A 23,878-nucleotide genomic window follows, 5' to 3' on the forward strand; every position below is an offset into this window, starting at 1 on the left:
TATTTTTAAACCGATCTGTTAAAACATGAGTTTCAACCTCCACCCTATTGATACTGTTGAGAATATCACGCCTCAGGATTTTAACAAGCATTATTTAAAACCGCGCCGGCCGCTGGTGATTAAAGGCATGACCAAAAGCTGGCCAGCCCGTGAAAAATGGACGCCCGAGTATCTTAAAGAAATTGTTGGGAATAAAGTAGTACCTCTTTACGACAATTCAAAAGCAGATCCATCCAAACCCATCAATTCATCGGCAGCAGAAATGCCATTTGATGAATATATTGATCTTATCCGCAGCACCCCTACCGAGCTGCGAATCTTTTTCTTCAACATTTTTAAACAGGCGCCCCAACTGCTGGACGATATAATATTCCCTAAGGACCTGATGGGCGGGTTTATTGAAAGTATGCCTTCGATGTTTTTTGGTGGCAGCAACTCGGTTACGTTCTTACACTATGATATTGACCTGCCGCACATTTTCCATACCCATTTTGGGGGCCGCAAGCATGTTATATTATTTGAGAACAAGTGGAAGCGCCGTTTATACTGCATACCTAACGCAACCTACGCGCTGGAAGATTATGACGTACAAAACCCCGATATTACAAAGTTCCCTGCACTGGATGGTGTAGAAGGTACCGAGGTTTTCCTGGAGCATGGCGATACGCTTTTTATGCCGACCGGATACTGGCACTGGATGAAGTATATAGACGGCTCGTACTCGCTAAGTTTACGTGCCTGGGATGCATCCATCAGCCGCAAAGCAGCAAGTTTGTATAATCTTGCTGTAAAGGGCGGGGTAGATAGTTTGTTAAAAATGGCATTTAAGCAAAGCTACGCCGAATATCGCGAGAAGCTGGCCGTTAAATGGGCCAATAAAGAACTGGCCGCAGGTAAACCGTATTAACATCTTCTTCACTGTTTCAGAAAGTAAGTAAATTTTCTCATGCACAACCTTCGCAACGTTAAATCCGTATTAACAACCTGTTAAAAATAAATAAAGTCACTTATTGTAAATTTAACACGGATTACCGCAAATCCTTTTTAGCTTTACGGCGTTTTACCGGTCCTCATTTATGAAAAAGCAGGTTTTATGTTTCGGCGAAGTTTTATGGGATGTTATTGGCAACGATAAAAAAGCCGGTGGCGCCCCAATGAATGTAGCAAGGCACCTGGTGCAACAACATGTTAATGTTAAGTTTGCAAGCCGTGTTGGTGCCGATGAACCCGGCCATGAACTTACCGGTTTTTTAAAAGATAACGGTTTATACAGCAACCTGATCCAGGTAGATGAGAAACTGCCTACCTGCGAAGTTAAGGTAAAGCTGGATGCCCAGGGACAGGCCACTTACGTTTTCCCCGAGCGCACCTCATGGGACAACATCCAGCCGGATAAAGATTTGGTGGAAGCCGCTAAAGACGCATCTTCGATAGTGTTTGGCAGCCTGGCTTGCCGCGATAAGGTCACTCACGACACGTTGCTTAACTTGCTCGATGAAACCGACGCTGTTAAGATCTTCGATGTTAACCTGCGCCCGCCGCACTACACCCTGGCCACTATTGAAAGTTTGGCCGCCCGTGCCAGCGTGATCAAAATGAACGAAGAAGAGGCTAACCTGCTGGTTGGCGGCAGCACTGGTGATATCCGTGAAATGATCACCGAATTCCGTACAAAGTACCATACCAAAACCATCTGCGTAACGCGCGGCGAAAAGGGCGCCATCATCTGGCACGATTATGAGTTTTTTGAGCACCCTGGATTTTGTGTTGATGTAGAAGACACCGTGGGTGCCGGCGACGCCTTTCTGGCAAGTTTTATTGCCGGCATAGTTGCTAACAAGCCGATGCAGCGCATATTAGACAACGCCTGTGCAATTGGTGCATACGTTACTACCAAGCGTGGCGCCAACCCCGTTTACGTGCAGGACGAAATAGACAATATTAAAAAGAGCGTTACTGTTAAGTAACTTTTAGTCTACTGCTTCCATTTTCGCGTCCATTGTCATGCTTAATTAACAATTGGCCTAAAAACTTCCTTTTTCAAACTTTTGATCTAAATAATCCGTTACTTTAAAACAAGAAAGGGTACAACATGCGCGGTTTTGGATTTTCACAGTTTAAACCCAATCAGATCCCCAAAGGCGGGTTTGAAGAATTACTAAAATTATTCCTGGAGTTACTGAATTACACTGCCGGCGATGCCGGTGAGGCTTTGTCATGGCTTAACGAATTGGATAAACAATACAACATCACCAATGACGAGTACGGCATGGGTGATTTTATCGACGAGTTAAAACAAAAGGGCTATCTGAACGAGGATAACCAAAGCGGCGAGATGAGCATTACCGCTAAAACAGAGCAAAGCATCCGCACATCGGCTTTGGAGGAGATCTTCGGCAAGCTTAAAAAGTCGGGAAAGGGTAACCACCGCTCGCCGCAAAGCGGGCAGGGCGATGAAAAGAATGCCGAGCGCCGGGAGTTTGAGTTTGGCGATAGCCTGGACCAGATAGATATGACACAATCTATCCAGAATGCACAGGTTAACCATGGCATCGGCAACGATTTCATGATGACAGAGCGCGACCTGGAGGTAGAGGAAATGGATTATAAAACCCTAACCTCAACCGTGCTGATGATAGACATATCGCACTCGATGATCCTTTACGGCGAAGACCGGATAACGCCAGCCAAAAAGGTAGCTATGGCACTTGCCGAACTGATCCGCACCAAGTATCCTAAAGACACTTTGGATATTGTGGTATTTGGTAACGATGCCTGGCCCATCAATTTAAAAGATTTGCCTTACCTGCAGGTAGGCCCGTACCACACTAATACCTATGCTGGGTTAGAATTGGCTACCGATATGCTGCGCCGACGCAAAACAAGCAATAAACAGATCTTTATGATTACCGATGGTAAACCAACCTGCCTTAAAGAAGGAACCCGGTATTACAAGAACAGCATCGGGCTTGACCGCAAAGTGGTTAATAAAACGCTTAATATGGCAGCGCAATGTAAACGGTTAAAAATCCCTATCACCACATTCATGATAGCTAAAGACCCCTACTTGCAGCAGTTTGTGCGTAAATTCACTGAAACCAACGGCGGCAAGGCCTTTTATAGTTCATTGAACAATTTGGGCGAGTATATTTTTGAAGACTACGCCCGCAACAGAAGGAAAAATGTGAGGTAAGTTGGATGTTGGAAGTCCGTAAGTCGGAAAAAACGCTCATCTTCCTTACTTAAATTTATAACTCTTCCGGACTTTCGCCTTACCGACTTCCGGACAAAAAATCAAAATGGATACAAAAAATATAAAAACCCTTGGCGAGTTAAAAAAAACAGGCTATGTAAGCCGCTCGGTTAAGGACGAATTAAGGGCCAACCTCATCACTCAACTTCAAAAAAAAGAAGGCGGATTTGAAGGCATTGTAGGCTTTGAGGATACGGTTATCCCTGATCTGCAAACGGCTATCCTGTCGCGCCATAATATTTTGCTGCTGGGTTTACGCGGCCAGGCAAAAACACGTATTGCCCGCTTGCTGGTAAACCTGCTGGATGAGTATATGCCTTACATAGAAGGATCGGAATTGTTCGATGACCCTTTGGCTCCTATCAGTTGGTTTGGCCATAAACGCATCGAAGAGCAGGGCGACGATACCCCGATTGCATGGGTGCACCGAAGCGAGCGTTATACCGAAAAGCTGGCTACTCCTGATGTTACCGTTGCCGATTTGATAGGTGATGTTGACCCCATTAAGGCAGCCACCATGAAACTTACTTATTCTGATGAGCGGGTGATCCACTTTGGATTAATACCACGCGCGCACAGAGGTATTTTTGTAATTAACGAACTGCCCGATTTGCAGGCGCGTATCCAGGTATCGTTGTTCAACATTTTGCAAGAACGCGATATCCAGATTCGTGGGTTTAAACTGCGTTTGCCTTTAGACCTTCAGTTTGTATTTACCGCCAACCCCGAAGATTATACCAACCGTGGTTCTATCGTTACGCCATTAAAAGACCGTATTGAAAGTCAGATATTAACGCATTATCCACGCTCGGTAGAGATCTCCCGTAAGATCACCCAACAGGAAGCTTTGCTAACCCAGGATCAACGCACCAATATTGAGGCTGACGGCCTGGTAAAAGACCTTGTAGAGCAGATTGCATTTGAGGCGCGTGCATCCGAATATATCGACAAGAAATCGGGCGTATCGGCACGTTTAACCATATCTGCTTACGAAAACCTGATCAGTAACGCCGAGCGCCGTATGATTATTAACGGCGAGGAAAATACATTTGTACGTATATCCGACTTTTTGGGCGTTATACCTGCCATTACCGGTAAAATTGAGCTGGTTTACGAGGGCGAGCTGGAAGGGCCTGGCAAGGTGGCTAACATTCTTATCGGCAAAGCTATTAAAACGCTGCTGTTGCAGTTTTTCCCTGATCCGGAGAAAGCAAAAAAAGCAAAAGCACCAAACCCATATGCAAGCATCATCAATTGGTTTAGCGATGGCAACAGTTTGTCGCTGGTTGACGACCTGCCATTGGTTGAATATAAGAAACTATTAAACGCCGTACCGGGATTAAAAGACCTGGTTAAAAAGTTCCACCCTCGTCTGAGCGAAAACCAGCAGCTGCTGCTGATGGAATTTATTTTGCACGGCCTGGCGGAGTTCTCGCAACTGAATAAAGGTTTCCTGGATAACGGCTTTGCTTTTTCAGATATGTTTAACAGTTTGTTTAACCTGGAACCGGATGATGACGACGTTGACCTTGATGACGACCGTTACTAAGCTTATATTTGCCGTAAGATAATACAGCGAATGCAGGGAAACACCCTTTATACTATCCTAATAATAGCCGTCCTCCTACTTGGCGATTTCTACATATTAAAAGGCGTTCGCGCCGCTTTTAAAAAAAAGGCGTTTAGTCATAAAAACTGGTTTGTAACCGGCTACTGGCTAAGCGCCATTTTTTTTATCACCTTTTTGTTGCTTGGTATTTACTCGCCCCTGGGTGCAGGTATCCGCACAGCATTTTTATTTGGGTTTGCGCTTCAGTTTATCTTTAAGATCTGCTTTTTACTGGTGATGTTCATAGACGACATCCGCCGGGGCATATTACATCTGCTTCGCAAATATAAGCAGCCAGCAACAGCACCCCCGGTTCAACAAAATAAACCGGATGCCATCCCCCGCTCGGAATTTTTGATGAAAGCCGGTTTGTTGGCAGGCGCTATCCCTTTAGGTGCCATCAGGATAGGGATGCCGGGTGGTTTGTACGATTACCGTGTTCGGCATCAAACGCTTTATTTGCCCAACCTGCCCAAAGCGTTCAACGGGATGACTATCGGCCAGATCTCTGACATTCACTCGGGTAGTTTCCATAAAAGTATAGCCGTGCGCGGCGGTGTCGAAATGCTGATGAAAGAACGAGCCGACGTGATCTTTTTTACCGGCGACCTGGTAAACGGTGCCGCCTGGGAGATGAAGGATTACCAGGATATCTTCAGCAAAGTAAAAGCACCGCTTGGCGTTTATTCTGTTTTAGGCAACCACGATTACGGCGACTACGGCAAGTGGCCATCGGCCGCAGCCAAGACAAAAAACAACGCCGACATTATCCAAACTCACAAAAACATGGGTTGGGACGTTTTGATAGATCAGCACCGCCGCCTTAAAGTGGATGGGGAAGAGATCGGCTTACTGGGCATTGGTAACTGGGGAGAAATGAGCCGTTTCCCTAAATATGGCAAAATGGAAAAAGCTGTTATTGGAACGAATGACCTGCCTGTCAAACTACTGCTCTCGCACGATCCCTCACATTGGCGTGCCGAGGTGTTACCTAAGTACAAAGATATCGACATGGTATTCGCCGGCCACACTCATGGTATGCAGTTTGGTATCCGCACTGACGATTTTCAGTGGAGCCCAATTAAATATGTTTACCCGGAGTGGGCAGGCCTTTACCGCGAGGGACAACAGCAAATTTATGTAAACGTAGGTTTTGGCTTTGCAGGCCTGCAGGGGCGTGTTGGAATATTGCCCGAGATCACTATTTTTACGTTAAAAGCCGCCACTGATCCTGTCTTAAATAAAGCCTGATGTACAACAACCAGGCGGATCATCCAACCATCAGATGAAAAAACTATTCCGGTCTGCGTTTGATTTTCTGCTATTCAGCAATATATTCATGGCGTTATGCGCGGTGGCGCAGGCAATGGTCACTTTTCATTTGATAGATGCCAAACCCGTTTACACAGTAACGGGTTTGCTTTTTACCTCTACCCTGGGCATTTACAATTTCAGCATACTTTTAAGTAAACCCAAACACCCGGAGCGGTCGCCTTACCGGCGGGTACGGTGGTTTTTTACGCACTACCGGCTTATGGTTACGTTTACTATCGTATCGCTGCTATCGCTTATCCCGCTGTTTTTTTTACTTTCAATGGAATCACGCATCCTGCTGGTTTTTTTGTCTATACTATCCTTTTGTTATAGCCTGCCGCTATTTACTGTGGGCGAGCAAAAGTTCGGCCTGCGCAATATCCCCGGCCTGAAACCTTTTTTAATAACGCTGGTATGGACGCTTAGCTGCGTATTACTCCCTATCATAGAGGCCCAGCACCTGCACCTTGCTGACGTATCGACCCGAGATATGGCCATACTGGTGGCTAAACGATTTTTACTGATCGGTGCGTTAACCGTTCCGTTTGATATCCGGGACCTGTTTCAGGACAGGCAATACGGGCTTAAAACCATAGCCGTATCCTGGGGCGAAAAAAATGCTTACCTGTTTTGCCAGGTTTTACTGGCGGGATACGTCGCATTGCTGTTCCTGTTCCGTAATAACGGTTTCAATACCGATTTTTTTGCGCTGTCTATCACCGCGGCGCTGATGGGCTGGCTCATTTTTAAATCAAAATGGGAAAAGAATGAATACTATTATTTTTTTTTCCTGGATGGTGTGCTGGTATTACAATATGTGGTGTTGATTGCCGTAGGTTACTTATTTAAATGATGCGCGGCAATTACGATAACTCGGCCCCCTTTTATGACCGCCTCTCGCGACTAATATTTGGCCGGGCGCTGATCAATGCCCCGGTTCACTTTTTACCACTTATTCCTGCCAATTCATCCGTACTAATTGTTGGCGGTGGCACAGGCTGGATCCTGGAAGAGATCGCCAGGGTGCACCCCTTCGGACTAAGCATTACGTATGTTGAAATATCTGCCCGGATGACTGATCTGTCACGCAAGCGGAATGTTGCCGGAAATCATGTTGTGTTTATTAATCAGCCGGTTCAGGATGTTAGTTTAAGCGCCCAGGATGTGGTAATTACCCCTTTCCTGTTCGATAATTTCACAGAGGCGAATGTACCGCCGTTATTTGATCATATACATCAGCAACTTAAACCCGGCGGCATTTGGCTGAATACCGATTTTCAGATCAGCGGGAAATGGTGGCAACATGTGCTGCTTAAAAGCATGCTGCTTTTTTTTAAAGTGCTTTGCGGTGTAGAAAGCTGGCGCTTACCTGATGCGGACAAACAATTTCAACTTAATGACTACGTTACAACCGGCAAGCAAACATTTTATGGTGATTTTGTAGTGACGAGATGTTATAGGAAATAAATTTTGATTTAGTTATATTTGATTATGGAAACATTGACAATACACGTTCCCGAAAAAAAATCAAAATTGATTAAATCCTTGCTAAAGGAACTTGGTGTTAAGATCGAGAGCAGTGCTTTGGATCTGGCTTTGAAAATTAATAGTTCCGTGAAACCCGGTCCGGAAATAACCATGGACGAAATTGTTGAAGAAGTGCGCGCTCACCGTGTCGGCAAATAAAAATGACAATTGTTTTTGACTGCAACATTTACATATCGCTTGCCATAAACCAACAAATTGATTTAATACCAAGGGTACATCAAAAAGGCATTACAATAGCATCATGTGACCAACTTTTAATTGAATTGTTAGATGTATTTAACCGGCCAAAACTATCGCGCTATCTTTCAACACTTACAATTAATGATATTTTGCAATTAATTAGAATTACCACAACCTGGGTTCAATTAACAGATATTCCTGAAGTAGTAAGTGATAAAAAAGACAACTATCTTTTTGCGCTATGCAAAAAATCGAAGGCAAACTACTTTATAACCGGCGACAAACTCTTACTTGCAGAAGAAAAGTACGAACAAACGAACATTATTTCGCTAGCTGATTTTAGATTATTAATCGCCTAATAAACAAATTTGTACCCAATGCCCCTTACTGTTTGCAGGTACGTTGGCGAATCCGGGTTGTTTTCTATCTTTTTACGCAAACGCACAATATGCATATCCAGGGTGCGGGTATTTACATCTGCATTGTAACCCCAAACTTCCATCATCAGCTCCTCGCGATTAATTACCTTGTTCTTGTTCTTCAAAAAGTAAAGTAATATACGGTTCTCTAATATGGTAAGCTCCGTTTTGCGGCCATCGCGTATCAGTAAGTGCGTGTTTGGCAAATGCTCCATATTACCAAATTTATGCGATTCCGCTTTTTCGTTATTCAGCGAAAATTTGATCTTGCTATCTATCATCGCTACCAGCACATCCATATTAAACGGCTTGGTAATATAATCGGACACCCCAAAGTTATAGGCGCTGATCTTATCAATATCCTGCGCTTTGGCAGTCATCATAATTACCAGCTTGTCAAATCCTTTATCGCGCAGGCTGGCACAAACTTCTGATCCCTGCTTGCCGGGCAACATCCAGTCTAACAGAACAATATCCGGCTCCTCGGTAATGATCATACTTTCGGCTTCTTCACCGTTGCCACTTTCCAGCACTTTATATCCTTCGGTTTGCAAACGCTCGGCAACTAAAAACCTAAGGTTCTCATCATCTTCAACCAGCGCTATTTTAATTTCCTTATTCATCTTTGGTGTCTTTAAGCGTATTACCGATTACTAAAGTATCATTTCTATTTAACATTTTCTAACGGCAGCGTAACAACAAAGGTCGATCCTTCGTTCACCCGGCTATGCACAATAATGTCGCCGCCCATTACATTAACCAATTCTTTACAAAAAGCAAGGCCCAGCCCCACGCTGCCATTTTGGTTATACTGATTTTCTATCCGGTAAAACTTCTTAAATACATCCCCCTGCTCGGCTTTGGCCATACCGATGCCTTTGTCAGCGAAGGCAAAAACAAGCTTATGCTTTTCCTGCCTGATGCTTATTGCCAGCTCTTTTTTTCCCGGGTGCGAATATTTGTAGGCATTCTCCATCAGGTTTTGAAACACGCTGCCCAGCAGCACAGGGTCGCTGTAAAAGTTGCGCACGTTATCTAACGTATAGCTCATCTTAAAATCACCATACTTTATTTTAAAAGTATCTATATAGCCTTTTACAAAATTTTCAAGGTCTATCTCCTGGCGCTTAACACTGATCGAACGGTTCTCCAGCTGGGTGAAAGATAGCAGCTTGTTCATCAGGTCGTTTAGCTTATCGGCTTCTTCATCCAATATTTTGCCATAATGGCGGCGCTGGCGCTCGCTTAGTTCAGCATCACCTTTCAAATTCGATCCGGCAATTTTTATAACGCTGACCGGCGTTTTAAATTCGTGCGTAAAGTTGTTGATAAAATCGTACTGCAGCTTAAACACTTTAAGGTTAACGTTAAGGTTGCGGTAAATTAACCAACTGATAAGCACCAGGAAAAAATAAATGAGCAGCACAATTCCCCCTATAGGTAAAAAACGCTTATCTATCTCTTTTTTTAAATGACTGCTTGCCGAACTGAAATACAGTTTAAAGTTAGAGAATGCCCCGGGCAGCGCAACTTCTGTAAAAATACGCCCACCCTCTACCTCTAACGGATCGTACACAATGGGTTGTATAGTTACCTGCTCGTACAACTCGGGGTGCGAGTTGTTAACTTTTAGCTGGTGCACATCCAGCAAAAAAGTCATCATATTTTGATAGTAAAACGCGGTTGATTTTTTGTTTTTAAACAGCGCCCTGTAGTTTTTAATATCCTCGCGGCGGGGGATATTAAGATAGGTGATCTTATCTGGCTTAACGTCATAAAACGTTTTAAAGATCTCATCCTGCGTAGGGAGCCGGGCGGTATCTGCCACGGCAACAAAATTATTTAAACGCGCGGCCATTTCCTTAAAATCGTCTTCGTAAACGGAGGGGATATCTTTAAGGCCCGATACCCGACCGCGTTTCGACTTATACCGATAAATAGCCTTTATGCCAATATTACTATTGTTATTAAGTTTCAGGTCTTTTACGTTGTTGCCAATCTTGATATCGTAAAAAAGCACACGGCGAACGAACGGATAAGTTTTAAAGACAGTGGCAGAATAACTGGCCGCCGAGGCAGAATCCAGGAACCCCTGGTAAGAGGTGATCTGAGGGATCTGCAGCTGAAAAAAATCGTTATAAGGTTTAGTAGTTTGCTCCCATACTTCAATTTTTTTAGAAGCAAATTCGTTCTCTACATATTTGGCGGTAAGCTTGTACGATATAATTACTGCTACTACCAGGCTTACGGTTATCAGCACCAGGAAGGCGGTTATCAGCGTAAAGTTTTTGCGGTATATGTTTTCGGGGCCCTGCATACGGCCTAGCGTTTAACCTGCATGTTGGCATCCAGGAATTTTTCTATCTCGGCATACATCTCCATCCGGTTATGTTCGCTTTTGAAAAAGGCACGTTCGTTTTCCTTAAGTCGATAAATAACAGGTACGCCCCGTTTTTTCAGTTCGCGCACAAACTGGTTTAGTTCGCTGATGTTAGCCCGTGGGTCCTTTGCTCCCTGGAAGATCAACAGCGGGCTTTTGATCTTGTCCGTATGGAAAACCGGCGATATAGCACGCAACTGTTCGGCATCAGTTTCGGGGTTGCCTACCATTTCGTAGGTCATTTGTAAAAATGGCTTGAATGATGGCGGTGCATCCTTCAGATAAGTAAAGAAGTTAATAAGGCCGTACTTAACGATTGCGCAATTGTACATACCCGGATGAAACGACACCCCGTACAACGCCGAGAACCCGCCAAACCCGCCACCAAAAATGGCTATCTTTTTAGGGTTGGCAATTTTATTATGGATGAGCCACTGCACACCCTCATTAATGTCGCTTTGTATTTTGCCGCCTACCTGCTTAAAGCCGGCATTGCGAAAAGCCTTGCCATAGCCGGCTGAGCCACGATAGTTTACCTGGAATACCGCATAACCACGGTTTGCTAAGAATTGCACCTCAGCATCGTAATTCCACGAGTTACGGTTCCAGATCCCGTCATGCGGCACTACCACTACCGGCAGGTTATTTTTTTCTTTTCCCTTAGGGATAGTCAGGTACCCGTTGATCGTCATGCCATCGCTTGCCTTAAACGATACCGGTTCCATATCACACAATTCGGCAGCGCCGATTTCGGGGTTTTTATCAGCGAGCTTGGTTAGTTTATCTCCATTACGTTCATACAGGTAATAGGATCCGGGGTTTTTATCGGTATAGGTACTAATAATAAATTTGTCTTCCGCGCTGTCACGGTCAACAATATCCATTTCGTTACCTTTAAGTTTTGCCGATAAGCTTTTATACATCTTCTCGACATCGGCGTTCAAAAAATGCTTTTGGGGTTTGGCTTCCTCATAGGCGGCAAGCTCTAGCCGGTGTTTGTTACGCGAGTAAGCCACATCTAAAATATCCGCCTTATCACTGGCGTAAATCACTTTTTCTTGTTTGGCATTGTCGGCGTTAATTTCTACTACGGCAGTTTTGTCGCGATTTACGTTAGATAAGGCATAAAAATAGTTCTTGTCGCCGCTAAAGGCAACCGGCTCTACCCGGTCTTTAAAGTTGTTTTTGATGATGGGCCTAAACTGCGCTTTATCGTTTGTACGGTAAAGAATGGTTTCATTCACCCCGTCGCTTACTTTAGCCAGCCGGATGCTGCCATCAGGCTCGGGATACCACTTAGTTACGTTGCCGGGGTTGATGATGTAAGGTTTAAGATCGCCGGTTTTAACGTTTAGCCTAAAAACGTCAAAATTACCCGGATCACGCCGGTTCATGGCAATGGTTACCACATCCGGCTGCAGGCGGTCGCGGTTAATGATGCGGATCCGTACCTTGGGCAGGCTCAACAGGTTTTTGAGCTTATTAGTAGCTACGTCAAGCGCATATAGCTTGTACACATCATCGGCAATGATATCCTGCGAAAAAACCAGCTGGTTGTTATAAGTCCAGGAGTAATCGCGCACCGAGTAATCTGCAAATGAAGTTGCCATCTTCTCGGCACCATCAGGCAGCGATTGGATGTATATATTTTGCTTATCTTTATAAGGCTTTAGGTATGAAATATACTTACCATCGGGCGAGATCTTAAAAAAGCTTTTTTCCGGCGTTTTAAAAAAATCAATTACAGGGATTTGCCTTACGCTGTTTTGCTGACAAGCACTTAGCAGGGCGATAACGCATACAAGTAAAACCGATCTTAAACGATCTGTAAGGAACATAGCTCAAATGATAATCAGGTCAAATTAGGTATTTTTATTAACCGGCGTGTAAATGTCACTACAATTTTACCCTGTTAATACGTTATATAAATACATTTGGTGGCTTGCTAAATATATAAAAAGAATGAGGTGTTTGTATGCTGTAATAGTGTTAATTTTTCTGTCGGCAATGCCGGGTTTTGCACAGGATAACGAACTCGCCCTTGCCCGCCAGTACACCCAAAATGGCGAAACACAAAAGGCGCTTGACATTCTGCAGAAGCTGTACAAACAGGATAACGAAACCTATTACCAGCAATACACCAGCGCACTGCTAACGCTTAAAAAGTATGATGAAGCGGAAGCCGCCACTAAAAAGATGATCCGCAAGCACGCGGGAGTAAGCGAATATGTAGTGTCGCTGGGCGCGATATACAGCCAGCAAGGTAATGATGGCAAAGCAGATGCGTTATATACCGAACTGATCAAAAACCTAAAGCCTGACCAGAACGAGATTACCCTCCTGGCATCACAGTTTTACCAGAACGCTAATGCCGATTATGCTATCCGGATATTTATGCAGGGGCGTAAGATATTAAATAACGACGCGCTGTTTTCTTTTGAATTGATTAACCTTTACCGCTATAAACGCGATAAAATTGCGCTTACAGAAGAGTATTTAAATTTCTTACCCGCTAACCCGGTTTACCTAAGCCAGGCCGAAAATATGCTGGCTACCCTGTATGAGGGCCCACAAGATTATGATATGCTGAAAATGGCCCTGCTAAAGCGCATTCAGAAAGACCCGCAGCAGATCGTATTTGTTGATATGCTTACCTGGCAATACCTGCAGCAAAAAGAGTTTGACCAGGCACTTAACCAGGCACTGGCTTTAAGCCGTCGCCAAAATAATGATGGTGCCAATGTATTTGACCTGTGCCGTACCCTGGTGTCTAACGAAGCCTTTGACGCTGCCATCCGCGGGTATGAGTATATAGTTAGCAAAGGCAAGGATAACCCCTATTATGTGTCAGCAAAAATTGAGCTTATCAATACCGAAAATTCAAAGGTTACATCTGGTAAATATACCCAGCCCGACCTGCTGACACTGGAACGCGATTACCTCGCGCTGCTTGATGAGTTTGGCCGCAACCAAAGTACTGTTTTTGCCATGCAAAAACTGGCTAATTTGCAAGCTTTCAAACTGCATAAGCTAAAAGAAGCACAAACCATGTTAGAAGCCGCGGTAGCGATTCCCAACGTACGACCAAACCTGCTGGCATCTTGCAAACTTGACCTGGCCGACATCAGTCTTTTAAACGGCCAACCCTGGGATGCTACGCTGCTTTACAGCCAGGTTGAAAAAAGCAACCCTGCGACCGCCATAGGGCAGGATGCATTATTACGCAACGCTAAACTGGCCTATTATACCGGCGATTTTAACTGGGCGCGCCGCCAGTTAGATATCTTAAAGGCTGCCACAACGCAGCTTATTGCTAACGATGCACTTAACTTATCCCTGCTCATTTCTGATAACCTGGCTGTAGACAGTACCGCAAGTGCTTTGAAGATCTACGCCCGGGCCGATCTGCTGATATTTGCCGGGCAAAACGAAAAGGCTCTTATCACCCTGGATAGTATCGATAAAAAATACCCGGGAAATCCCTTAGTTGCCGATATTTTAATGGCAAAGGCCCGAATTGCTATCCAGCAAAAAGATTATCCTGCGGCCGTTGTTCTGCTTAAACAAATTGCTGTTGATCACTCTTACGATCTTTGGGCCGATGATGCCGTTTATATGCTGGGCGATATCTACGAAACTAAACTGAACGATACCAACCTCGCCAGGACTTACTACCAAAAGATCATAACCGATTATCCCGCCAGCCTTTGGCTAAATGTGGCGCGCAAAAGATTCAGGGTATTGCGGGGCGATAAAAACGACGCCAGTTAATTAAAGCAACCCAAACTGCATAAAGTGGTGCCGGAAATGCTTGCTGTGCCAAATAACCCATTCGTTATAATCCATAGCGCCATAAGCGCCGTGGTCAGACATGGTGCCGGCTTCGGCAAAAAAACTGTCAAAATCTTCCAGTTCATTTAACAATTTATTTATGGCGCTTTGCAGATCAGGGTAAGTACAAACATCAGGAAGCGGAGCCAGTACCAGGTTGCGGGGTATCTGCGCATCGGTGTAAATCCATTTATGCTTTTGGATGGCTGCTTCATCGGCAGGACCATCATAAATGTATAACTTTTTGCCGCTGGTAAATTCCACCTGGTCTATCAGGTGCTCAATCATTTGCTGAGGCGTCATCCGGCCCCAAACAGGTACGGTATCGTTACGCAGTGCAGACAGTATTTCCTTTAATCGGGCGCGGTTTTGGGTGGCAATCAGCTGGTCCATTGAATAATAATGTTATGCTTGTAGTTGGTTAGCATAAAGATGCGAATTAATTTGTGCGCCCCGGCAATCAAATCAAAATTGTACTTTTGCCGCATGATCATTTATAACGATACCTATATACTGGAAGATAGCGTTGAGCAGGAATGGCTAACCTGGATGAAAAATGTCCAGATCCCGGCTATTATGGCCACCGGCTGCTTTACCTCTTACCAGATATTAAGCATTATTGATTCGCCTAACGAGGGGGTTACCTACTGCGTGCAGTACAACGCAGATTCGCTGGAGTCCTTTAATGATTACTATACACAGCATCTTTTTGATTTTCAAAGCCAGCACCAGGAGCGTTTTAACGAGCGCTTTGTTATGTTTAACACGTTAATGAAAAAAGTTAGCTAATATGAAATTTACCGAGACCGCCATCCCCGGCGTACTGATTATTGAACCAAGGGTTTTTACCGATGACCGCGGTTACTTTTACGAAAGTTACAGCAAATCTAAGTGGCTGGATGCCGGCATCGACGTTGACTTTGTACAGGACAATCAATCGTTATCGCAAAAAGGCACGGTGCGCGGTTTGCACGCTCAGGCGGCGCCATTTGCACAGGGCAAGCTGGTGCGTGTGCTGAAGGGGAGTGTTATGGATGTGGCAGTAGATGCGCGCGTGGGTTCGCCAACTTATGGCAGGCATATAGCGGTTGAATTAAGCGCGGCAAACAATCTTCAGATTTGGGTACCTGCGGGTTGCCTGCACGGCTTTGTTACTTTAGAAGATAATACCATATTTACTTATAAGGTAACTAACTATTATAATAAAGCATCAGAGGTTGGCGTTGTTTGGAATGACCCGGCCCTTGCTGTTGGATGGGGCATTGATGAGCGTGATGCACTGTTATCACCAAAAGATCAGGAGTTACCGGATTTTGATTCCTTCCGGAGCCCTTTTGTGTATTAGGTTTTAAATAAAATAAGTATAGGCGGCTTGACTTTGGTTAAGCCGCTTTTTTTATTTCGCTATTTCCGGAATCTACCAGCGCCGCAAAAGTAAGTTTTTCATTTCTGTTAATATTTCCATTCCTTATAGTTTTAAAAGAAAATTTGTTTTAATTATTTGTTAACAGCCGGTAACTTTCCTTTTACAATCGGCGTATACAAAGTATAGCTGGCCAGCTTAACGTCTATTAATTAACAAATTAAACTAACTAACACTCACATTCTCATGAAAAAAAAGTTATTGTTTAAAACCGGCTTTGCAGCCGTGTTATTGGCCTCGGTATTGTTTGCATGTACCAAAAACAACCAATCTGCCGATGTGCAACCTGTAGCCGCAAAGGCCGAGATTTCGGCAAGCGCCCTCAAAGCAATTTCAGACCAGGGTTTCAGCACGGTTGATGCGCGTAAGGTTGAAGGTGGCTACCTTGTTGAAGGCGATATTCTGCTTACCGACGACAACCTTTCTGCTGCGAGTACTGGTCCTGCACTGCGCATAGCCGAAGAAGAGCAGTACCGAACTACCAACGTGGTAAAAAACCTGCCGCGTACAGTTACCGTATCAGTATCTAACCTGCCAGCTGTGTACGCAACAGCTACACAGAATGCCATTAACCGTTACAACGCGTTAAACTTAACGCTTAAGTTCCAGTTTGTAAGCAGTGGCGGCCAGATCCAGGTTATCGGCTTTAACGAAGGGCCAAGTGGTGGTTACATTACCTTAGGTTCTTCAGGTTTCCCTACATCATCAGGCAATCCGTATAGCCAGGTTAAAATGAATACTAATGCCGCTGCTTACGGCTCAAACCCAAATGTTGGCTACCTTACATCTGTATTGCAGCATGAAATCGGCCATTGCATCGGTTTCCGCCATACCGATTATTTCAACCGCGCCTACAGCTGCGGTGGCGCTGCTACCAACGAAGGTGCATCAAACATTGGCGCTGTACGCATCCCGGGCACACCATCTACTGCCGATGCCGCTTCATGGATGCTGGCTTGTTCTAATGGTGGCGACCGTACCTTTAACGCGAACGATAAAATTGCATTGAACTATCTATACTAAGCAAGAGAGTTGATTTAAGTATATTAATTTTACCGTTAAGGGGGAGTGTAACGCTCCCCCTTATTTATGCGCCCTTCCGTTAATGATCAAACACTTTGCCTGCCTTGCGCTACTGTTTTTATGTACCCATCCGCTTTGGGCGCAAAAAGGTGTCGATCAACAACTGATCGCAAAAACCTATTCTCAACAGTTATCTTCCCCGGTACTGCCGGGTGCCGAACGGGTTTACCTCATCAGGTTTAAAAGCCGTGCCGATCAAAAAAACTTTCGCCTTTTAAAAAGGCTTTCGGCAAATTACTTTATCGCCGCATTGCGTGATAGCGTAGCAGGGAACAAAAACATCAGCAGCATTACCGCCGCTAACAACCTCTGGAAAGCCGACGATGCCCTGGCACAACTGGCACAAAAACATCCCAGTACAAGTAAACAGATCGATATTGTAGTAACGCATCAAAGCGCGGCTTTGCTTGATGCATTAAGGTCTGCGGGTTCCATCATGTCTGTACATAACAACCTCATCAGCATAAAAATTCCGCTTGAGGCGCTGCCATCCCTGCTTGCCCGTACAGATGTTAAGTTTGCCGGCCTGCAGCGCAAAGCGCACGAAGAATTGGTGATCAGCGATCTGGACCTTGGGTCGAACAACATCTCTGCCATTGCCGATAACTTTGCCGGCGTAAACGGCAGCGGCATCAACATAAGCGTGAAAGAAGAAAAATACGACTTGACCGATTTGGACCTGCTTGGGCGCTCGTTTACCTCTATAACGCCTTCACAAAAAATTACGGGGCACGCTACCATTATGGCTACGCTCATTGGCGGCAACGGAAATTCGTTTGCGCTTGGGCTTGGGGCCGCACCAGCTGTAAAGTTCACCTCATCATCTTTCGCAAACTTGTTGCCCGACAGTATCGGCCTGTTTAAAAACTTCGGCATCAGTGTACAAAACCATTCGTACGGCACCGGGATAGAAAATTTTTACGGTATCGAGGCAGAGGCTTACGATAAACAGATCTTTGAGGCTGATACCCTGGTGCACGTATTCTCATCAGGTAATAGTGGTACTACAACGCCTGTTGCCGGCATGTATGGCGGCATTGCCAATGTTGCCAACCTATCCGGCACGTTCAAACAGGCCAAGAACGTAATTGTGGTAGGCGGAACCAACCGGCTTAACATCCCCGAGGCGCTCAGTTCATCGGGACCGGCTTATGATGGCCGCATCAAGCCCGAGATTGTTGCCGGTGGCGAAGATGGTACATCCGGGGCAGCAGCGCTGACAACGGGTACGGTAGCCTTACTGCAGCAGGATTATAAAAAACAATTCGGCAAGGCACCATCGGCCGCATTGATAAAAAGTGTGCTGATCAATAGTGCTGATGATATCGGCATACCCTATGTAGATCACAAAACAGGCTATGGCAAGCTAAACGCGCTGGAAGCGTTGCGCACTATAACCGATAACCGTATCAAGGCCGGCACTGTAACTCCCAATCAAACCATAAGCTACCAGGTAACAGTGCCTCCAAATTGCAGCGAGCTAAAGGTTTCACTGGCGTGGAATGACATTGCTGCCGAACTTAATGCACCTGTGGCTTTGATCAACAACCTCGATCTATCCGTTAATTCACCTGATGGACGACGTTTGCTGCCATGGACACTCAGCAGCTATCCCGATGCCGATTCGCTGGCCCTGCCTGCCGTGCGCGGAATAGATTCACTGAACAACACGGAGCAGGTAACATTGCAAAACCCTGTCGCTGGTATTTACACCATACAGGTTACCGGAGCCAACGTAAGTACAGCCCTACAGAGTTTTTACATTGCCTATCAAACCAAGCTGATTAACACCTTTGAATGGACATCTCCGTCAGGTAATAACCAGCTATTTGCAGCAGCGGATAATTACCTGCGCTGGCAAAGTACTTACAACAATGTGACAGCGCTGCTTAGCGTGAGCTACGATCATGGTACAACCTGGTCTAAACTGGCAGATGTTAACCCCACTGCAGGGCTATACAAATGGTCCGCACCACATGCCTTTACCCAGGCGGTGTTCAAAAGCAGCGTTAGTGGTACAGATTATATCAGTAAAGAGTTTACCCTAACCCGTCCTCTTACCTTAAATGTGGGTTACGATTGCACCAGCGGCACCCTGCTGCATTGGAATGCCCAACCCGGTGCTACCGGATATGTGGTGTACACTATCAAAAACAATGTGCTGCAAAAGCTTAGTACCGTTACAGATTCCATTGCCGTGATACCGGCTGCCCTGCAATCGTCCAAATATTTTGCGGTTAGTGCATTAGGTAACGGGTTTGAGGGATTAAGGAGTTTTACCATCGATGCCACAAGCCAGGGTGTTGGCTGCTACACAAAAGCCCTGCTTGCCGAATTAGCAGATAATAAAAATGTTTTATTAAACCTAAGCCTGGGCAGTACCATCCGCCTCAAGACCATCACCTGGGAAAAACTCACCGGCACCAATAAATTTACAGCGATTGGCACAAGTGCCGTTACAGATAATCTGCTGCAATATACTTTCAGCGATGCTAACCCTAAAAAAGGCATCAGTTATTACCGGGCTACGCTCACTACTACCGATGGCTCATCGGTATATTCGGATCTGGCTAACGTTACCGTTTTGCAAAGCAACCAGTTCGCACTTTTTCCCAGCCCTGTGCGGAGCCAGCTGACTATACTTACCGGCAAACAGGAAGACTACGAAATTAGGTTTTATGACATGAGCGGAAAATTAAGCCTGACGAAAACTTTTAACAGCCTGCAAAACAGTATCTCCATTAATTTAATCCCTGGCACCTACGCCTGCGCAATTTCGCTTGCGGGAAAAGTTGTTTATAGCGGGAAAATTTTAAAGGTGTTGTAACAGCAAAGCCTTTTTTAACACTTCCAGGTGCTATTTTAACAATAATTAACATACATATAATTTGGAGTACTAAGGATTTAGTTATAAATTGCAACATCCTTAACCCTTATCATGAAATTAACTATTGCCTTACTAATTTGCCTGGTGCTTTCTGCATTTACGGTATTTTCGCAAAATTCTCCGCCTGCTAAATTCCCAAACCTGGTCAAAGGTATCATTACCGACAGTGCATCGAACGCGAAATTGGTTAATGCTTCGGTAAGCGTGTTAAGAGCAAAAGACTCTACCCTGGTTAAGTTTACCCGTGCAACCACAGGTGGCGCATTCTCCATTAACAATATTGGCACAGGTAAATTTATTTTGCTGGTTACCTATCCTGCCTACGCAGATTACGTTGAGAATTTCACTTTAGATTCTGTAAAAACCCAGCGCAGCTTTGGCAATATCGATTTGCAGCTAAAATCCAGATTGCTGAGTACCGTATTGGTTACCGGCCGCGTTGCGGCCATTAAAATAAAGGGCGATACCACCGAGTTTAATGCCAAGGCTTTTACTATCGAACCCAATTCAAAGGTGGAAGACCTGCTGAAACAGCTGCCGGGTATCCAGGTAGATAAAGACGGCAAGATCACCGCACAGGGCCAAACGGTTAGTAAGGTACTGGTAGATGGTGAGGAGTTTTTTGGTGACGACCCTACCCTGGTTACCAAAAACATTCGGGGCGATATGGTGGATAAGGTACAGTTGTATGATAAAAAAAGTGACCAGGCTACCTTTACCGGTATTGACGATGGGCAAAAAACCAAAACCATTAACATTAAGCTGAAAGAGGATAAAAAGAACGGCTATTTTGGTAAACTGGATGCAGGTATCGGTACAGATGGCTATTACCAGGCACAGGGCCTTTACAACAGGTTTAAGGGTAAAAAGAAGATGTCCGCTTATGGAACTTTAGGCAATACCGGCAAAACGGGCCTTGGTTGGGAAGATAATAATAAGCTGGGTACCGGCGGCGGCGAGTTTTCTGAAGATGGCGGTTTTTATTTTAGCAACGGCGGTGATAACGGCCTGGACTCGTTCAGCGGCAGGTATGATGGCCGTGGTATCCCTGTTGCCCGCACAGGCGGCCTGCATTACGATGATAAGTGGAAAAATGACAAATATACGCTCAACACCAATTACAAAATAGGGTCGTTAGAGGTTGACGGTAAAAACAATACCATTTCGCAGCAAAACCTGCCGGGTAATGTGATTAACAGCACAACCGATCAAACTTTCAATAATTACGCTTTCAGGCAAAAACTAGATGCAACCTATTCCATTAAATTGGATACAACTTCAAACCTTAAAATTTCGGTAGACGGCACACTTAAAAACAGCAAAACAAATACTACCAGCATGGCTACCAGCACCCGTGCAGATAGTTCGCTGCTTAACCGGAATAGCCGTAATTTAACTAATAATGTAGATCAGCAGTTATTTAATGCATCGGCATTTTACACTAAAAAGTTAAAGAAAAAAGGCCGTACGGTATCGGTTAACGTTACCACAGGAATTACGAAGAGCAAGGCAAACGGTTTCTTAAAATCAAGGTTAGACCTCTACGATCAGCAGGGGCAACTGGATAGCACCCAGGTAATAGATCAGTTAAAAACGGATAACACTAAAACATCAAAATTCAGTACAAATATTACCTATACCGAACCTATAAACAAATACCTTTCATTGGTGCTTAATTACGGCATCAACTTAAATAACAGCAATGCCGATCGTAAATCGTTCGATCAATCGGCACCGGGTATCTATAACCGCCTAAATGATTCACTGAGTAACCATTATATTTTTAACCAGACATCTAACCAGGGTGGTGCAAACTTTAGCTACAAACGCGGGCAAAGCCAGCTTAGGTTTGGTACCAACGTAGCTGATGTAAGGTTTAAGCAGGAAGACCTGATAAACGGCGGAACTGCTAAAAGGCATTTCACAAACTGGAACCCGCAGGCAAACTTCCAGTACAAGTTTTCTACTTACAGCAATATTAATATCAACTATAGCGGCAGGCAAACACAACCTACTATCGATCAATTGCAGCCAATACGCGTAAATACCGATCCGCTAAATATTGTTGTCGGTAACCCTAACCTAAGGCCGTCTTTCCGCAACTCGTTTAACCTGTGGTATAACTCTTACAAGGTTATCAGTGATCAAAGCGTATACCTTTCCGGTAACTACAGTTTTACCAGCAACCCTATCGTAAATAACACCATTACCGACCCGGTATTAGGTAAGAGCACTACTCAGGCGCTGAATTTGCCCGGGCAAAAGCCTGCCAACTATAATATTTATGCCAATGCCAGCCGTAAGGTGTTTGGGCTGAATGTTGGTATCAATGCATCAACCAATGGTAACGTATACTATAGCTTAATCAATAGTGCGCTTAACAAAACCAAATCATACTCATACAGCGGGCAACTGTCGTTATCTAAATACAAAGAGAAAAAGTACCAGGTGTATATAAACGCCGGTCCGGATTACACCGTAGGCCAATCGTCTTTACAGCCCCTGATCAATAACAATGGCCGTGGTTTTGCAGGCGACTACTACATTAACTTTTATCTGCCGGGCAAATTCCAGATTAGTACCGACGGCCAATATCAGTACAAAGCTGCAACGCAATCTTTCGGTACCGATTTTCATCAAACAATTATCAATGCCACGGTTACCAAATCGTTCCTAAAAGGCGACCCGCTTAAGCTGGCACTGAGAGGTAACGATTTGCTTAACCAAAACTCCGGCTTCACCCGTAGTGCATCGGCTAACTTAATTACTCAAAATAGTTACACAACCATCCGCAGGTACTTTATGCTTTCTGTAATATGGGATTTTAGCGGCGCGGGCGGCGGCGCACCGGCAAAAAAATAATTATAAATTTATATCAGATATCAACAACAATGAAAAATTATATACTCATAATGATAGGTTTGCTAAGCAGCAGCCTTTTATTTGCACAGAACGCTCATTTCACCACGCAGGGCACCATCGAGTACGAGAAAAAGGTGAACATGTACGGCGTAATTAAAAAAGCCATTAATAAGGATAACGAAAACTGGTACGGCCCCGCGTTTGAGAGCTATAAAAAAACACAGCCGCAGTTTAAGATACTTAAAAGCACCCTTACCTTTGGCAACAACAAATCGTTATACACACCGGTTAAAGATGATTCGCCGCCGAGCAACAGCTGGTTTAGCGATATGCCCCTGGCGCAGCAGATCAATAACGTTTATACCGATCTGAACAACTATTACAGCATCACCAACAAAAAGGTGTTTGATGAAACCTTTCTGGTAAAAGATACCGCCCGCAAAATAAACTGGAAGATAACCAACGAAACCCGCGAAATTGCCGGTTACAGCTGCCGTCGGGCTAACGCCATTGTAATGGATTCGATATACGTAGTGGCTTTTTATACCGATGAGATACCCGTTGCAGGTGGCCCCGAGTCGTTCACCGGGTTACCGGGGATGATACTGGGTGTTGCCCTCCCGCATGATAACGTTACCTGGTTTGCTACTAAAGTGGTTGATATTCCCGTTGCCGAAACCAGCCTTAAAGCACCAGCCAAGGGTAAGGTAGTTACCTACGCCGGTTTAAAAACCACCCTTACCAACGCCCTAAAAGACTGGGGCGAATACGGTAAAAAGTTTTTTAGTATCTATCTCCTATAGCTAATTTAAAAGTGTAAGGTTCAAAGCCTCCGAATTCGGTTTAGGCTTTTAACCTTACACTTTTCAACTCCTTTATACCAGCCGCATCTTTTTTAAGTATGCGGCATTTTTTTGTGCGCTTTGCATAGGCGTTTCTTTATAGTAGCGTTCGCCTTCTACAAAAAAGTATTGCATGCCTTCGGCGATGCCGGCGCGGATAAGCTTAGGGTAATTTACAATGCCCTCGCCCAAATCGCACGACGATTCTTCTTTGCTGCCTGCCGGTAGCCTAACCTTAAGCACATCA

21 protein-coding genes are annotated in these 23,878 nt (G+C 44.7%); 16 read left to right on the plus strand and 5 right to left on the minus strand.

Annotated features, from left to right (window positions below; genetic code table 11):
* Window positions 1-25: 25 nt before the first annotated feature.
* The 9 genes from ACE5CV_RS12560 (at window position 26) to ACE5CV_RS12600 (ending at window position 8,263) form a co-directional block, all read left to right on the plus strand.
* Complete coding sequence (locus tag ACE5CV_RS12560) at window positions 26-907, plus strand: cupin-like domain-containing protein (protein WP_374950520.1); 882 nt, start codon at window positions 26-28, stop codon at window positions 905-907.
* 169 nt (window positions 908-1,076) lie between these two features.
* Window positions 1,077-1,967 carry a carbohydrate kinase gene (locus ACE5CV_RS12565; protein ID WP_374950521.1) on the plus strand — a complete coding sequence of 297 codons (891 nt, stop codon included), beginning with the start codon at window positions 1,077-1,079 and terminating at the stop codon, window positions 1,965-1,967.
* A gap of 125 nt (window positions 1,968-2,092) precedes the next feature.
* Window positions 2,093-3,193 (plus strand): VWA domain-containing protein, encoded by a 1,101-nt coding sequence (locus ACE5CV_RS12570; RefSeq protein ID WP_374950522.1) that lies wholly within the window; start codon window positions 2,093-2,095, stop codon window positions 3,191-3,193.
* 106 nt (window positions 3,194-3,299) lie between these two features.
* Window positions 3,300-4,802, plus strand: a complete 1,503-nt coding sequence (locus ACE5CV_RS12575; RefSeq protein ID WP_374950523.1) for a sigma 54-interacting transcriptional regulator — start codon at window positions 3,300-3,302, stop codon at window positions 4,800-4,802.
* A 30-nt stretch (window positions 4,803-4,832) separates the two neighbouring features.
* Window positions 4,833-6,113, plus strand: a complete 1,281-nt coding sequence (locus ACE5CV_RS12580) for a metallophosphoesterase (protein ID WP_374950524.1) — start codon at window positions 4,833-4,835, stop codon at window positions 6,111-6,113.
* A 34-nt stretch (window positions 6,114-6,147) separates the two neighbouring features.
* The gene (locus tag ACE5CV_RS12585) at window positions 6,148-7,029 is read left to right on the plus strand and encodes a hypothetical protein (RefSeq protein ID WP_374950525.1); all 882 of its coding nucleotides are present in this window, start codon (window positions 6,148-6,150) and stop codon (window positions 7,027-7,029) included.
* Complete coding sequence (locus ACE5CV_RS12590; protein ID WP_374950526.1) at window positions 7,026-7,643, plus strand: class I SAM-dependent methyltransferase; 618 nt, start codon at window positions 7,026-7,028, stop codon at window positions 7,641-7,643. The genes ACE5CV_RS12585 and ACE5CV_RS12590 overlap by 4 nt, the downstream gene beginning before the upstream one ends.
* A gap of 24 nt (window positions 7,644-7,667) precedes the next feature.
* On the plus strand, window positions 7,668-7,862 hold the full coding sequence (locus ACE5CV_RS12595) for a hypothetical protein (RefSeq protein WP_374950527.1): 195 nt from the start codon (window positions 7,668-7,670) through the stop codon (window positions 7,860-7,862).
* A 2-nt stretch (window positions 7,863-7,864) separates the two neighbouring features.
* The gene (locus ACE5CV_RS12600) at window positions 7,865-8,263 is read left to right on the plus strand and encodes a putative toxin-antitoxin system toxin component, PIN family (protein WP_374950528.1); all 399 of its coding nucleotides are present in this window, start codon (window positions 7,865-7,867) and stop codon (window positions 8,261-8,263) included.
* Here the strand turns inward: ACE5CV_RS12600 and ACE5CV_RS12605 are convergent.
* From ACE5CV_RS12605 to ACE5CV_RS12615, 3 genes are read right to left on the minus strand one after another with little or no spacing between them, the layout of a single operon-like run.
* Window positions 8,260-8,946 (minus strand): response regulator transcription factor, encoded by a 687-nt coding sequence (locus tag ACE5CV_RS12605; protein WP_374950529.1) that lies wholly within the window; start codon window positions 8,944-8,946, stop codon window positions 8,260-8,262. The two genes, ACE5CV_RS12600 and ACE5CV_RS12605, sit on opposite strands and share 4 nt — an antisense overlap.
* Window positions 8,947-8,990: 44 nt before the next feature.
* Window positions 8,991-10,640, minus strand: coding sequence for a sensor histidine kinase (locus tag ACE5CV_RS12610; protein ID WP_374950530.1), 1,650 nt, complete (start codon window positions 10,638-10,640; stop codon window positions 8,991-8,993).
* A 5-nt stretch (window positions 10,641-10,645) separates the two neighbouring features.
* Window positions 10,646-12,541: a prolyl oligopeptidase family serine peptidase gene (locus tag ACE5CV_RS12615; RefSeq protein WP_374950531.1), complete on the minus strand. Its 1,896-nt coding sequence runs from the start codon at window positions 12,539-12,541 to the stop codon at window positions 10,646-10,648.
* Window positions 12,542-12,665: 124 nt separating this feature from the next.
* On the opposite strand from ACE5CV_RS12615, the gene ACE5CV_RS12620 reads away from it, so the two are divergent.
* Entirely contained in the window at window positions 12,666-14,474 is a 1,809-nt protein-coding gene (locus tag ACE5CV_RS12620; protein ID WP_374950532.1) for a tetratricopeptide repeat protein, read from the plus strand.
* Here ACE5CV_RS12620 and ACE5CV_RS12625 read toward each other — a convergent pair whose 3' ends face one another.
* Complete coding sequence (locus tag ACE5CV_RS12625; RefSeq protein WP_374950533.1) at window positions 14,475-14,927, minus strand: DUF1569 domain-containing protein; 453 nt, start codon at window positions 14,925-14,927, stop codon at window positions 14,475-14,477.
* Window positions 14,928-15,020: 93 nt separating this feature from the next.
* Between ACE5CV_RS12625 and ACE5CV_RS12630 the strand changes: the two genes are divergently transcribed.
* From ACE5CV_RS12630 to ACE5CV_RS12655, 6 genes are all read left to right on the plus strand, one after another.
* Window positions 15,021-15,323, plus strand: coding sequence for a DUF4286 family protein (locus ACE5CV_RS12630; protein WP_374950534.1), 303 nt, complete (start codon window positions 15,021-15,023; stop codon window positions 15,321-15,323).
* A 1-nt stretch (window position 15,324) separates the two neighbouring features.
* Window positions 15,325-15,879, plus strand: a complete 555-nt coding sequence (rfbC, locus tag ACE5CV_RS12635; protein ID WP_374950535.1) for a dTDP-4-dehydrorhamnose 3,5-epimerase — start codon at window positions 15,325-15,327, stop codon at window positions 15,877-15,879.
* Between the two features lie 264 nt (window positions 15,880-16,143).
* Window positions 16,144-16,980 (plus strand): M57 family metalloprotease, encoded by an 837-nt coding sequence (locus ACE5CV_RS12640; RefSeq protein WP_374950536.1) that lies wholly within the window; start codon window positions 16,144-16,146, stop codon window positions 16,978-16,980.
* A gap of 82 nt (window positions 16,981-17,062) precedes the next feature.
* Window positions 17,063-19,867 carry a S8 family peptidase gene (locus ACE5CV_RS12645; protein WP_374950537.1) on the plus strand — a complete coding sequence of 935 codons (2,805 nt, stop codon included), beginning with the start codon at window positions 17,063-17,065 and terminating at the stop codon, window positions 19,865-19,867.
* A 111-nt stretch (window positions 19,868-19,978) separates the two neighbouring features.
* Window positions 19,979-22,789 carry an outer membrane beta-barrel protein gene (locus ACE5CV_RS12650; protein WP_374950538.1) on the plus strand — a complete coding sequence of 937 codons (2,811 nt, stop codon included), beginning with the start codon at window positions 19,979-19,981 and terminating at the stop codon, window positions 22,787-22,789.
* Window positions 22,790-22,818: 29 nt separating this feature from the next.
* Window positions 22,819-23,592, plus strand: a complete 774-nt coding sequence (locus ACE5CV_RS12655) for a GLPGLI family protein (RefSeq protein WP_374950539.1) — start codon at window positions 22,819-22,821, stop codon at window positions 23,590-23,592.
* Window positions 23,593-23,664: 72 nt separating this feature from the next.
* On the opposite strand, the gene ACE5CV_RS12660 is transcribed toward ACE5CV_RS12655, so the two are convergent.
* On the minus strand, window positions 23,665-23,878 hold a 214-nt coding region (locus tag ACE5CV_RS12660; protein ID WP_374950540.1), incomplete at its 5' end, for a hypothetical protein.

It is taken from the genome of Mucilaginibacter sp., assembly GCF_964263795.1.
Taxonomy (GTDB): Bacteria; Bacteroidota; Bacteroidia; order Sphingobacteriales; family Sphingobacteriaceae; genus Mucilaginibacter.

Coding starts and splice junctions, on each gene's coding strand:
- ACE5CV_RS12560 (WP_374950520.1), top strand. CDS start 26: ATGAGTTTCAACCTCCACCCTATTGATACTGTTGAGAATATCACGCCT.
- ACE5CV_RS12565 (WP_374950521.1), top strand. CDS start 1,077: ATGAAAAAGCAGGTTTTATGTTTCGGCGAAGTTTTATGGGATGTTATT.
- ACE5CV_RS12570 (WP_374950522.1), top strand. CDS start 2,093: ATGCGCGGTTTTGGATTTTCACAGTTTAAACCCAATCAGATCCCCAAA.
- ACE5CV_RS12575 (WP_374950523.1), top strand. CDS start 3,300: ATGGATACAAAAAATATAAAAACCCTTGGCGAGTTAAAAAAAACAGGC.
- ACE5CV_RS12580 (WP_374950524.1), top strand. CDS start 4,833: ATGCAGGGAAACACCCTTTATACTATCCTAATAATAGCCGTCCTCCTA.
- ACE5CV_RS12585 (WP_374950525.1), top strand. CDS start 6,148: ATGAAAAAACTATTCCGGTCTGCGTTTGATTTTCTGCTATTCAGCAAT.
- ACE5CV_RS12590 (WP_374950526.1), top strand. CDS start 7,026: ATGATGCGCGGCAATTACGATAACTCGGCCCCCTTTTATGACCGCCTC.
- ACE5CV_RS12595 (WP_374950527.1), top strand. CDS start 7,668: ATGGAAACATTGACAATACACGTTCCCGAAAAAAAATCAAAATTGATT.
- ACE5CV_RS12600 (WP_374950528.1), top strand. CDS start 7,865: ATGACAATTGTTTTTGACTGCAACATTTACATATCGCTTGCCATAAAC.
- ACE5CV_RS12605 (WP_374950529.1), bottom strand. CDS start 8,946: ATGAATAAGGAAATTAAAATAGCGCTGGTTGAAGATGATGAGAACCTT.
- ACE5CV_RS12610 (WP_374950530.1), bottom strand. CDS start 10,640: ATGCAGGGCCCCGAAAACATATACCGCAAAAACTTTACGCTGATAACC.
- ACE5CV_RS12615 (WP_374950531.1), bottom strand. CDS start 12,541: ATGTTCCTTACAGATCGTTTAAGATCGGTTTTACTTGTATGCGTTATC.
- ACE5CV_RS12620 (WP_374950532.1), top strand. CDS start 12,666: ATGAGGTGTTTGTATGCTGTAATAGTGTTAATTTTTCTGTCGGCAATG.
- ACE5CV_RS12625 (WP_374950533.1), bottom strand. CDS start 14,927: ATGGACCAGCTGATTGCCACCCAAAACCGCGCCCGATTAAAGGAAATA.
- ACE5CV_RS12630 (WP_374950534.1), top strand. CDS start 15,021: ATGATCATTTATAACGATACCTATATACTGGAAGATAGCGTTGAGCAG.
- rfbC (WP_374950535.1), top strand. CDS start 15,325: ATGAAATTTACCGAGACCGCCATCCCCGGCGTACTGATTATTGAACCA.
- ACE5CV_RS12640 (WP_374950536.1), top strand. CDS start 16,144: ATGAAAAAAAAGTTATTGTTTAAAACCGGCTTTGCAGCCGTGTTATTG.
- ACE5CV_RS12645 (WP_374950537.1), top strand. CDS start 17,063: ATGATCAAACACTTTGCCTGCCTTGCGCTACTGTTTTTATGTACCCAT.
- ACE5CV_RS12650 (WP_374950538.1), top strand. CDS start 19,979: ATGAAATTAACTATTGCCTTACTAATTTGCCTGGTGCTTTCTGCATTT.
- ACE5CV_RS12655 (WP_374950539.1), top strand. CDS start 22,819: ATGAAAAATTATATACTCATAATGATAGGTTTGCTAAGCAGCAGCCTT.